The sequence below is a fragment of the Streptomyces sp. UNOB3_S3 genome, assembly GCF_020740895.1.
Taxonomy (GTDB): Bacteria; Actinomycetota; Actinomycetes; order Streptomycetales; family Streptomycetaceae; genus Streptomyces.
The window spans coordinates 22994-34065 of the sequence record NZ_JAILXP010000026.1 but is presented as its reverse complement, the minus strand read 5'-3'; the positions used below and the strand labels follow the sequence as shown (position 1 = coordinate 34065).

The window sequence follows — 11072 nt, the reverse complement described above, 5'->3', positions numbered from 1 at the left end:
GCCCGGCCGTTCGCGGGGGCAGTGCCTGTACAGCCGTGGGGGATGCCGAGCCCGGGGCAGGGCTGGAGCGCGCCTACGCCCCCGACCGCCAGCCCGAGCCCGGCGTGGGGACAGGCCCCGGGACAGCACCGCTGAGGGGCGCGGGCAGCAGCGCAGACCTCCACCCTGAGCTCTGTTCAGCGATGGTTTGCGCTGCGCAAAGGCCCATAAGACCGTATGGGCCTAACGAGGGATCGTTTCTCCTAGTCGACCAATCCCCAGGCAACGGCCGATGATGAACCTGCCCAACCTTCAGGGGTCCGCCAGATCGAGGCGATCTTCAGCTCTTCCAGGTAAGGCGCAAACACCTTGATGTCCTCGGTGAACAGCGCGAGGAGGTGAGGCCTCGTCGGCTGCTCATACAGGAAGTGGCTGTACTCAAGGAGCTGCCCCACTGCTTCGCGTACGGCCGAGGTCGGGTTGTTGCGCTTGATGGTCTTGGCTTCCACCAACCACTCCACCCCATCCCTGCGGAGGATCAGGTCCTTGGGGTGCTGCTTCTTCGTGATTGGCACGAACCCGCGCCCCTCGGCGTAGTTCCCAAACTGCTCGACCAGCACCTCATGGCTACGTGACTTGATGATCGTCCGCTCAGCAATACGGGCGATGTAGTCGCTGCCGTCCTTGGGCTGGAAACCCTCAAGCCCACCGGGCTCAATGTGCTTTTCCGGCACGTAGCCCGCCACAAAGCCCTCAGGCGCAGGATCAACCGAGACGCTCTGCTCGACCCCAGCTGCGGCCCGCAGGATCTCCACGGCGTGCCACAGGTCATTACGCAAGACACCCTCGGCCGGCAGGGCACTGATCTCATAGCGTCGTGCCACGACGCTGCCTGCCTCGTAGGCCCGCGGTCGATCAGCCGCGGTGTTGAACGACGGGCTGCCCTCCCAGTCAGTTACGAGCTCGGTCGGGAGCCGGTGGAACAGCTCCTTGCCCCGGGTACCGAGGTAGTCACGAAGCTTCTCCCCATCGCCGTACTTGCTTGCCAGCTTCGTTACGCCCTGCTGGAGCGTGAGCGTCACGGACTTGAGGTCAGCCGCGAAGATGTAGGCCAGGTAGAGGCCTTCCTTGGGGTCCTCAGTGATGTCTGGATCAAACACGCCAATCCAGGGCGTGAGCGCGGCGCTGCCCTTCCCCCCGTAACCCTGCGCCCTGCAACTGGCCGGGATGGCTTGCTCAACCAGCGAGGACACCTGGCGCAGGAGATCCTGGGCATAGACCCCTCCCCCGGTCCCAAGTTGCTGTTCGTAGGTCCCAGCTATCTCTTCGAGCAGATCGCAGATGTCCATGGCCGGACACTACCTAGAGGCGATCAATATCTGTCACCAACAGGCACCTTTCAGACGTGTCTAGGCATGAAGGCCCCCTCCTCCGACGTGCCATCACGGCCCGCTGTCACACCCCGCTGATAGAACATCCACATCAGTTGGGGAGACGAGGGGGACAGCCATGAGTGATCACTTCGGCAGCCAACCAACGCCGGTACCCGGCCTGTACGAGCAGCTGATCACCTCGCGCCTCGAAGGGCATCTGCAGACGCTCGAGGCCAACGGCTGGAAGTCCACAGCCCAGCCGGTGGGTGAGCACTCCTCTCCCCACGTCTTGGCCCGCCACATCGCCCAAACCGTCCACCAGATCCTTGCCTCACTGCCGGCGTCCGAGCAGGTCTTGGCGGCAAACCACATCCTCGAGTCCATGGGCAGCATCGAGGGAGCCAAGCAGTGGGTTGAGGTGATCGCAGATGGCCCGCGCCAGTTGCTTGCCATCGCTGAGCAGGAAGCACCGGGCGCCTACAGCATCCGGCCTGCAACGCCCCTGTCAGACACGGCCCTGCTCACCAATTCGCCCGAAGATCCCAACCTTGGATTTGAGCTACGCGCCGAGCTCGCCACCGCAGACCGTGTTGACCTCCTCTGTGCGTTCGTGAAGTGGCACGGTCTGCGTGTGCTCGAGGACTCCCTCAAGGAAGCGGCTGCCCGTGGCGTGCCCATCCGCGTCATCACCACTACCTACATCGGAGCCACCGAACGGAAAGCGCTGGATCGGCTGGTCAAGGACTTCAACGCAGAGGTCAAGGTCAACTACGAGCTGCGGTCCACCCGTCTCCATGCGAAGGCCTGGCTCATCCGCCGCAACAGCGGGTACGACACCGCCTACGTGGGCAGCTCCAACCTCTCACGGACGGCTCTCCTCGACGGCCTGGAGTGGAACGTCCGTCTGTCGTCTGTGGCCACTCCGGCAGTTCTCAAGAAGTTCGAGGCGACCTTCGACGCCTACTGGAGCGACGCAGCATTTGAGCCGTACGACCCCGACAGGGACGGCGAGCGGCTTGACGCTGCACTGCTGGAAGCGGGCGGTAAAGGAGGGGGAACCAGGCCCAGCATCACCTTGTCTGGGCTTGAAGTGCGCCCGTACCCCCATCAGAAGGACATGCTGGAGCGACTCCAGGTCGAGCGCGACATCCACGATCGTCACCGCAACCTCCTCGTCGCAGCGACAGGCACTGGCAAGACCGTGATGGCGGCCCTCGACTACCGAGCGCTGCGAGCGAAGCTTCAGAACGGTGACCTCAAGCTCCTTTTCGTCGCCCACCGCAAAGAGATCCTGAAGCAGTCGCTTCTCACGTACCAGCACGTGCTGAACGACGCGAACTTCGGCGAGTTGCTGGTCGACGGTGACGTTCCGGAGCACTGGACCCATGTCTTCGCCAGTGTTCAGTCCCTGCATGAGCGCTCGCTCGAGCGCTTTGCCCCTGATCACTTCGATGTGATCGTCATCGACGAGTTCCACCACAGCGCCTCGCGGACCTACCGGCGCATCATCGACCACTTCGCGCCCGCAGAGTTCCTTGGGCTGACTGCCACCCCTGAGCGCATGGACGGGCAGAACGTCCAAGACGAGTTCTTCGACGGTCGTATCGCCGCCGAAATGCGTCTGTGGGAAGCACTGGAGAACGACCTTCTGAGCCCCTTCCACTACTTCGGGATCGCTGACAGCGTGGACCTGGAAGGCCTGACGTGGAAGCGTGGTGCCTACGACACCGGTGAGCTCGACAAACTGTTCACCGGAAACCATGCTCGGGCGCGCCTGGTCGTCAAGGCCGTGCAGGACAAGGTGACCGACCCTGGCTCCATGCGGGCCCTGGGCTTCTGTGTGTCCGTCGCGCACGCCCGTTTCATGGCCGACTTCTTCCAGCAAGCTGGGCTCAACGCTAAGGCCCTCGATGCCTCTACTCCCGCGGCAGAGCGCGCCCAGGCGCTGACTGATCTGCGTGAGGGCAAGCTCCAGGTCCTCTTCTCAGTCGATCTGTTCAACGAGGGGCTGGACATCCCTGATGTCGACACCCTCCTCCTGCTCCGGCCGACCTCCAGCGCCACCGTCTTCCTCCAGCAGCTCGGCCGCGGCCTCCGACGGACCCCCAACAAGGCCGTGCTCACCGTCCTCGACTTCATCGGGCAGCACCGCAAGGAGTTCCGTTTCGAGGAGCAATTCCGGGCGCTCACCAACCTGACCCGTAAGCGCCTGGTCGACAACATGGAGCAAGACTTCCCGCTCCTCCCGTCCGGGTGCCAGATCGTGCTCGACCGGAAGTCGAAGAAACGGATCCTTGAGAACATCAAGAACCAGATCGGTGTCAATGTCACGCAGCTGACACGCGAGGTCGCCGCGTACGCGGAACCGACGCTCTCCGGCTATCTCCGTGAGAGCCAGCGTGAGCTTAAGGAGCTCTACCGCGCCAATAACTCCTGGACACGTCTGCTGCGCCGGGCCCGCTTCCTGCCCGAGGTTGGACCGGACGGTGAAGAGGCTCTACTCAAGCGCGTCTCCGCCTTCCTCCACGTCGATGACCCTGCTCGCGTGGCTGCGTACAGCCAGATGCTTGAGGACAACGTTCCGGCGTACGACTCCCTCGACCAGCAGGGCCAGGCGTACGCCAGGATGCTCTTCTTCTCCCTGTGGCCGCTGGGTGGAAACTTCACCTCATACGACGAAGGCTTCCAAGCGCTGGCCAAGCAGGTCGACTTCCGGAGTGAACTCCGGCAGGTACTGAGCCACAACCTGGCTCACACGGAGCACCTCCCCGTGCAGTTGGTGGGGGCGCAGGCTGACATCCCGCTCACCGTCCACGCCTCCTACAGCAGGGAAGAGATCCTGCCCGCGCTCGGTCAAGCAAGCGTGGGTGGGTTCCTCCCCGGGCACTTCCGCGAGGGCGTGAAGTGGTGCGAAAGCGCAAAGATCGATGCGCTGCTCATCACCCTCGAAAAGGATGAAAAGGACTTCTCCCCGGAAACCCGATACAAGGACTACGCACTGAGTCCTGAGCTCTTCCACTGGGAGTCTCAGAACCAGACGTCCAGCACCTCACGCACAGGTATGCGGTACCAGAACCACAGGGAGAACGGCTCTGACGTCTTCTTGTTCGTACGCCGGTACAAGAAGAACGACATAGGTGGTGCACAACCGTGGATGTTGCTGGGCCCTGGCGAGTACGCCTCCCACAAGGGAAGTAACCCCATGGCCATCACCTGGAAGCTCAGGCACGAGATGCCGGCTGATGTATGGACGTACTCCGCCATTGCCGCCAGCTGAACCGGCCCTTCGTGGCGTGGCCGCCGAGTACGCAGAACGCGCCTCCCGGCTGCCGCACGCCGTGGTGTGGACGCGGGGCGCGGAGGGCGGCGAAGCCGTGACCGTGTTGCCTGATGGCTGCATGGATCTGCTGTGGACCGAGGGCAGGCTTCTTGTCGCCGGGCCTGATACCCGGGCGTACCGTCCTGGCCTCGGCGCGCAAGGTCCCTGGGCTGGTATCCGCTTCCATCCGGGTACCGCCCCCGCCCTGCTCGGCGTGCCCGCGAATGAGTTGCGGGATCGGCGTGTGGAGCTCGCCGACATCTGGTCGGCTGCCGACGAAGTACGCCACTTCACGGAGGGCGTTGACGCGGCGGCCGATCCGGCCGCCGCGCTTGAGGAGCTGGCGTTGCGTTTCGCGGCCGACTCGCCGCCTCCTGATCCGCTTCTGCGGGCGGTCGTGGCGTCCCTGGCTGCTGGCCGGTCCGTCGCGGCGACTGCCGAATCGGTGGGGCTCGGTGCGCGGCGGCTCCATCGGCTTGCCCTGAATGCATTCGGCTACGGGCCCAAGACCCTGGCCCGGATCCTCCGTCTGCAGCGCGCTCTCGCCCTGGCTCGTTCCGGGGTGCCCTTCGCGGAGACGGCCGCCCGGGCCGGCTTCGCAGATCAGGCTCATCTGGCGCGTGATGTACGGGAGCTGACGGGAGAGCCGCTGTCCGGGCTGGTGCGGCAGTAGCTCACGCCAAGGGTGCGAAGAGGTCGACGCCGTTGCCGTCCGGGTCGTGCACCACGGCGTAGCGCTGGCCCCAGAAGGCGTCCCACGGCTTCAGCTCACCGTGATACCCGGCGGCGACCAGGTCCTCGTACACCGCGTCGACGTGCTCGGGTCCCTCGCATCGGAATGCCAGACCCATGCGGCTGCCGCCTGTCGGCGGGCGCCACGCCGGGTGGAAGGAGCGGACGGTGCTCTCGGGGTCGAGGAGGAGGCGCAGGCCGCCCGGCAGGACGGCCTCCACGTGCGGCTGGTCCTCGGAGCCTTCGGGGAACTCGATCCCGAGGCGTCGGTAGAAGGCGAGGGACGCGGTGAGGTCGGAGACGACGAGGCCCACGGAGTGGAATGCGGGGGTTGGTGATGTGCTCATGCCCGGGAGCTTAGAGAGGGGCATAGCGCTGGGTCTTGAAGGAAACGGACGGCGTTGTCAGTGGTCACCGCTAGGTTCAGGCACATGAGTTCGGGACTGAGTGTGTATCTGCTGGACCCTGCCAAGACTCGCGCCCTGGTTGGTTCGCGTGACGAGCAATTGCTTCAGGTCATCCGTGACGACTTCGCCGACGACCTGGCGCGTGCCGACGACTGGTTCTCGGATGCGATAGAGGACGGCGCGCCCACGGCGTACGAGGCGTTGGAGGCCGTCGTCAACGGCGGGCCGTTCAGTGAGGACGAGGGGCACGCCTTTCAGTACGGGTACGCGTACAAGCGGCTCTGCGAGCTCACCGGTTCCTTCCTCGACAACTCCTCCTTCTCTCCCTTCCGGGGCAGTTGGCTGTCGGTGGTCGACGACGGGCTGCGGGCCCTCGGGATCACGGCGGTTTCCGTGGAGGACTTCAGCTACGGCGATGTGCCGAAGCCCCTGCCGCGGCCGTACGAGGCGCCGGGGTGTGGGGAGTGGACCCCGGAGCAGTGCGCCAAGGCCTTGGAGCAGTTCGAGGAGACCAAGCGGAAGGGGCACGCCCCGCCGCTGGAGCCCGAGGTCGTCGACGCGGTCATGGACGTCATCGGGTGGCTGCGGCATGCCGAGGCCCGGCCTGGGTTCGGGATCATCGGTTTTCGGTCGTAGGTTTCCCAGCCCGTTATGCGTCCGTTGCCGCCACGGCCTCCACGATCGACAGCACCGTGCCCGTCGGGATGATCCGGGAGAGGTGAAGGCCCGCCTCCGCGAACAGGTCCTTGAATTCCCGCTCCGTGCGTTCCCGGCCCACCAACGACGCCATCATCAACAGGTCCAGCGTCTTGCCCTGGTGAGGAGCGTTGTCCTGGGGGATCACCGCGTCGATGACCAGGACCCGGCCGCCCGGCGCCATGGCCTCGCGGCAATTGCGGAGGATCGTGCGGGACTGGGTGTCGTCCCAGTCGTGGAGGATGCGCTTGAGGAGGTAGATGTCGCCGGGCGGGGCCGAGGTGAAGAAGTCGCCTTCGGCCAGGGTCCAGCGACCCGCCAGATCCGGGGTGTCCAGGCGGTGGCCGGCCAGGACGTGGGGCCGGTCGTAGAGGATGCCCTGGAGGCCCGGGGTGTTGCGGAGGGCCGATTGGAGGAGGCCGCCGTGGCCTCCGCCTACGTCGACGACCGTGGCCGAAGGCGGGAACGAGTACGCGTCCGCGATCGGTTGGTTTTCCGCGTCGGACATGGAGGCCATGCCGTCGTGGAAGATCGCCGCTGTCTCCGCGTTCCCCGTGAAGTAGTCGAAGAACGGGACCCCGAAGATGCCCTCGAAGGCCGAGGTGCCTTCCTCCAGGCACCTCGTCATCTCGCCCGCCGGCAGCCAGAACGTCCGGTCCGTGATCATCAGGACCGCCGAGCGCACGGACACGGGCGCGTCCGAGCGGAGTGCCGAGCCCGTCTCCGTCAGATGGAAGCGGCCCTCCGCGTCCTCCTCGAACAGGCCCCGCGTGGCCAGGAGGCGGAGGACGCGATGGAGGCTGCGGGGGTCCGTGCCCGTCGCCTTCGCCAGGTCCGACGGGGTGCGGGGGCCGTCCGTCAGGTGGTCCGCCACGCCTACGGCAGCCGCCGTGCGCAGTGCTGCCGGGTAGAGGAAGCCGAGGGCTTCGTCGATGATTCGAGCCGCGCTCGCGTCGTCATTGGTCACTCAGCGATTCATGCCCAGGGTGGCGGACGATTCTTCCTCCCCCGGCGTTAGCTTTAAGACGAGTCCCTTGATGCGGAGGTTGTTGCTGTGGCAGTTCCTACGTCCCTGGTGGCCGCCGGTGGTCTCATCGGCGGTTACGGCATCGCCCGGTGGACCGGAAAGCGGCCCCTCGGTGGAGTGGCCCTCGCCGCCGCCGGGGCCCTCGCCGCCAAGCAGTGGAAGGACACCGCCGGCGCCGGGGCCGCCGCCGGGCTCGGCGGGCTCTACGTGGCCGCCTTCGCCGGGTCGCATCCGCTGGCCAAGAAGGTTGGGGCTTGGCCGTCCGTCTTCGGGGTCGCCGGAACCGTCGCGCTCGCTTCCTGGGTCGTGGAGCGGAACAGCAGCCGCCGCTAGCTGAAGTCCAGGTCGCCCGTCCTCGTGCGCTTCAGTTCGAAGAACTTGGGGTAGCCGGTGAGCAGGCGTATGCCGTCGAAGATCCGGACGGCGTCCTCGCCGCGCGGTATCGCGGTCAGGACCGGGCCGAAGAAGGCGACGCCGTCGACGTGCAGCGTGGGTGTGCCCACTTCCTCGCCTACCGGGTCCATGCCCTCGTGGTGGCTCTTGCGCAGCGCCTCGTCGTAGTCCGTCGTGTGCGCCGCGTCCGCCAGTTCCTTCGGCAGGCCCGCCTCGGCGAGGGCCTCGCGGATGACCTCAGCGGTAGCCTCCCGGTCAGCCGTGTGGATTCGGGTGCCCAGCGCTGTGTAGAGGTCCCGGAGCACGTGTTCGCCGTGTTCCTGGGCCGCCGCCGTGCACACCCGGACCGGGCCCCAGCCGGTGTCCAGGAGTTGGCGGTAGCGCTCGGGCAGGTCCTCGCGGCCTTCGTTGAGCACGGACAGGCTCATGACGCGGAAGCGCAGGTCGAGGTCGCGGTGCCGCTCCACCTCCAGGATCCAGCGGGATGTGATCCAGGCGAAGGGGCAGATGGGGTCGAAGTAGAAGTCCACCTTGGTCGTCATGTTGTTCGTGATGTTGTTTGTCATGACCGCGAGCCTATGGAGTCCTTGTCCCACCGGACAGGGCCACTTACTGCCCGCGGTCATGGGCCAATCCCGTCCTACGCCGACGCCTCCGTCAGCTTCGCCAGCTCCGCGTCCGTGAGCTTCAGGTCCACCACCGCCAGCAGCGGCGGCAGTTGCTCGACCGTGCGGGCGCTGGCCAGCGGCGTGGCCACGGTCGGCTGGGCCGCGAGCCAGGCCAGGGCCACGGTCGCGAGCTCGGCGTCGTGGGCCGCGGCCACCTCGTCGAGGGCGGCCAGCACGCGCACGCCCCGCTCCGTCTCCAGGTAGTGCGCCGCGCCGCCCGCCCGCGCGCTGTCCACCGTCGTGCCCGGGCGGTACTTGCCGGTCAGGAAGCCCGAGGCCAGGGCGAAGTACGGGATCGCGGCAAGGCCGTGCTCGGCGGCGACGGCGGCGAGTTCGCCCTCGTAGGTGTCGCGCGAGACCAGGTTGTAGTGGGGCTGGATCGCCGCGTACTTGGCCAGGCCGGCGGCGTCGGAGAAGTCCAGGGAGGCCCGCAGCCGCTCCGGCGAGATGTTGGAGGCCGCGATCTCGCGGACCTTGCCCTCCTTCACCAGGCCGTCCAGGGTCGTGACGATGTCCTCGACGGGGACGGACTCGTCGTCCACGTGGGTGTAGAGGAGGTCGATGCGGTCCGTGCGGAGGCGGCGCAGGGACGCCTCGACATCGGCCTTGATGGTGGCGGGGGCGAGGCCGCGGTGCTCGGGGACGCCGTTGCCCACCTTGGTGGCGATGACGATCGTGTCGCGGTTGCCGCGCTCGGTGTGCCAGTCGCCGATGATGGTCTCGGATTCACCGCCCCGATTGCCGGGCACCCAGGCGGAGTAGACGTCCGCCGTGTCGATGAAGTTGCCGCCCGCCTCGGCGTAGGCGTCGAGGACGGCGAAGGAGCGCTTCTCGTCGGCCGTCCAGCCGAAGACGTTTCCGCCCAGGTTCAGCGGGTGGACGGAGAGACTGCCGATACTCGTGCGATGCGTGTTGTCAGACGTGTTGTCAGCCATGCGATGGTTCAACTCCCCTGCCGGGCCCGTTATTCCGCGGGCGCCGGTGCCGGCAGGGGGTCGGGAGGGTGGACGGACAGGGGTGCCGCGATGTCCTCCAGCGAGCGGCCTTCCGCCCGTACGGCCAGGAACGCGGCCACCACTCCGCCCACGCACATCAGGCTCGCGCCGAGGCAGAAGGCCACGACCGTGTCGGCGACGACGCCGCTCTGGGTGAGGGCCGAGAAGAGGAGCGGGCCGCTGATGCCGCCCACCGCCGTGCCCACCGCGTAGAAGAAGGCGATGGCCATGGCCCGGGTCTCCATCGGGAAGATCTCGGAAACGGTGAGGTAGGCGCTGCTGGCACCCGCCGAGGCGAAGAAGAGGACCACCGCCCAGCAGGCGGTGAGGGTGACGGCGTTCAGGTGCCCGGCGCCGAACAGCCATGCGGTGCCGAAGAGCAGGACCCCGGCCAGGAGGTACGTCGACGAGATCATGATGCGCCGGCCCAGGGTGTCGAAGAGCTTGCCGAGGAAGAGCGGGCCGAGGAAGTTGCCCACCGCTATGACGGCGAAGAAATAGCCGGTGCGGGAGGTGGAGACGCCGAAGAAGCGGGTGAGGATGGCGCCGAAGCCGAAGGTGATCGCGTTGTAGAGGAACGCCTGGCCGACGAAGAGGGCGAGGCCCAGCACGGCCCGGCCGCGGTAGTCGGAGAAGACCGTGCGGGCGATGTCCCGGAATCCGAAGCTCTCGCGCTGCCGGATGGCGATACGCCCTTTGGCCGGCGGGAGCGCGATGCCCTTCTCGGCGATCACGCGCTTCTCGATCGACGTGACGAGCCGTTCGGCCTCCTCCGCCCTGCCGTGGATGAACAGCCACCGCGGACTCTCGGGCACCTGGCGGCGTACGAGCAGGATGACCAGCCCCAGGACGACGCCCAGCCCGAAGGTCAGCCGCCAGCCGACGGCCTTGGCGAAGATGCTGGTGTCGAGCATCAGGATCGACAGCAACGAACCCGCGATGGCGCCGAGCCAGAAACTGCCGTTGATGATGAGGTCGACACGGCCGCGATAGGCGGCCGGGATCAGTTCGTCGATGGCGGAGTTGATCGCCGCGTACTCACCGCCGATACCGAAGCCCGTCACGAAGCGGAAAGTGAAGAACCACCAGGACGAATACGAGAGCGCGGTCAGCGCCGTCGCGGCCAGATAGACCGCGAGCGTGACCATGAAGAGTCTTTTACGGCCGAAGAGATCGGTCAGCCGACCGAAGAAGAGCGCGCCGGAACAGGCTCCCGCCACATAGAGCGCCGCCGCCACTCCCGTCACCCCGCCGGAAGTGATCGGCAATCCGCTGCCCTGCTCGGAGAGCCGGCCGGCGATATTGCCGACGACCGTGACCTCCAGGCCGTCCAGGACCCAGACCGTGCCGAGACCGATCACCACGGTCCAATGCCACCGGGACCAGGGCAGCCGGTCCAGGCGGGCGGGCACGGACGTGGTGATCGTCGCGGTGGTCGTCACGTCATCTGATTTCCCGATCGCCCACAGAACATTCCCGGGAT

Annotated in this window: 10 protein-coding genes; 4 read left to right on the top strand and 6 right to left on the bottom strand. The window is 66.7% G+C overall.

Features of this window, described 5'->3' with window-relative positions:
* Positions 1-242 precede the first annotated feature (242 nt).
* Positions 243-1328, bottom strand: a complete 1086-nt coding sequence (locus K6I33_RS04990; RefSeq protein WP_229348457.1) for an MrcB family domain-containing protein — start codon at positions 1326-1328, stop codon at positions 243-245.
* A gap of 160 nt (positions 1329-1488) precedes the next feature.
* Here K6I33_RS04990 and K6I33_RS04985 point away from each other — a divergent pair, with 160 nt between their 5' ends.
* Together K6I33_RS04985 and K6I33_RS04980 are read left to right on the top strand one after the other, a co-directional pair.
* Positions 1489-4629 carry a DUF3427 domain-containing protein gene (locus K6I33_RS04985; RefSeq protein WP_229348456.1) on the top strand — a complete coding sequence of 1047 codons (3141 nt, stop codon included), beginning with the start codon at positions 1489-1491 and terminating at the stop codon, positions 4627-4629.
* 16 nt (positions 4630-4645) lie between these two features.
* Entirely contained in the window at positions 4646-5344 is a 699-nt protein-coding gene (locus tag K6I33_RS04980; protein ID WP_229348455.1) for a helix-turn-helix domain-containing protein, read from the top strand.
* Between the two features lies 1 nt (position 5345).
* Here the strand turns inward: K6I33_RS04980 and K6I33_RS04975 are convergent, their stop codons facing one another.
* Entirely contained in the window at positions 5346-5750 is a 405-nt protein-coding gene (locus K6I33_RS04975; RefSeq protein WP_229348454.1) for a VOC family protein, read from the bottom strand.
* A gap of 84 nt (positions 5751-5834) precedes the next feature.
* On the opposite strand from K6I33_RS04975, the gene K6I33_RS04970 reads away from it, so the two are divergent.
* A complete protein-coding gene (locus tag K6I33_RS04970; protein WP_229348453.1) occupies positions 5835-6446 on the top strand; it encodes a hypothetical protein in 612 nt (203 codons plus the stop codon).
* A gap of 13 nt (positions 6447-6459) precedes the next feature.
* Here the strand turns inward: K6I33_RS04970 and K6I33_RS04965 are convergent, their stop codons facing one another.
* A complete protein-coding gene (locus tag K6I33_RS04965) occupies positions 6460-7473 on the bottom strand; it encodes an acetylserotonin O-methyltransferase (protein WP_229348452.1) in 1014 nt (337 codons plus the stop codon).
* Between the two features lie 87 nt (positions 7474-7560).
* Here K6I33_RS04965 and K6I33_RS04960 point away from each other — a divergent pair, with 87 nt between their 5' ends.
* The gene (locus K6I33_RS04960; protein WP_229348451.1) at positions 7561-7866 is read left to right on the top strand and encodes a hypothetical protein; all 306 of its coding nucleotides are present in this window, start codon (positions 7561-7563) and stop codon (positions 7864-7866) included.
* Here the strand turns inward: K6I33_RS04960 and K6I33_RS04955 are convergent.
* The 3 genes from K6I33_RS04955 to K6I33_RS04945 form a co-directional block, all read right to left on the bottom strand.
* Entirely contained in the window at positions 7863-8492 is a 630-nt protein-coding gene (locus tag K6I33_RS04955) for a disulfide bond formation protein DsbA (RefSeq protein ID WP_275126631.1), read from the bottom strand. The two genes, K6I33_RS04960 and K6I33_RS04955, sit on opposite strands and share 4 nt — an antisense overlap.
* Positions 8493-8566: 74 nt before the next feature.
* The gene (locus K6I33_RS04950; RefSeq protein ID WP_229348450.1) at positions 8567-9529 is read right to left on the bottom strand and encodes an aldo/keto reductase; all 963 of its coding nucleotides are present in this window, start codon (positions 9527-9529) and stop codon (positions 8567-8569) included.
* 29 nt (positions 9530-9558) lie between these two features.
* Positions 9559-11031, bottom strand: a complete 1473-nt coding sequence (locus K6I33_RS04945) for an MFS transporter (RefSeq protein WP_308297054.1) — start codon at positions 11029-11031, stop codon at positions 9559-9561.
* Positions 11032-11072 lie beyond the last annotated feature (41 nt).

Coding starts and splice junctions, on each gene's coding strand:
- K6I33_RS04985 (WP_229348456.1), top strand. CDS start 1,489: ATGAGTGATCACTTCGGCAGCCAACCAACGCCGGTACCCGGCCTGTAC.
- K6I33_RS04990 (WP_229348457.1), bottom strand. CDS start 1,328: ATGGACATCTGCGATCTGCTCGAAGAGATAGCTGGGACCTACGAACAG.
- K6I33_RS04970 (WP_229348453.1), top strand. CDS start 5,835: ATGAGTTCGGGACTGAGTGTGTATCTGCTGGACCCTGCCAAGACTCGC.
- K6I33_RS04950 (WP_229348450.1), bottom strand. CDS start 9,529: ATGGCTGACAACACGTCTGACAACACGCATCGCACGAGTATCGGCAGT.
- K6I33_RS04955 (WP_275126631.1), bottom strand. CDS start 8,492: ATGACAAACAACATCACGAACAACATGACGACCAAGGTGGACTTCTAC.
- K6I33_RS04975 (WP_229348454.1), bottom strand. CDS start 5,750: ATGAGCACATCACCAACCCCCGCATTCCACTCCGTGGGCCTCGTCGTC.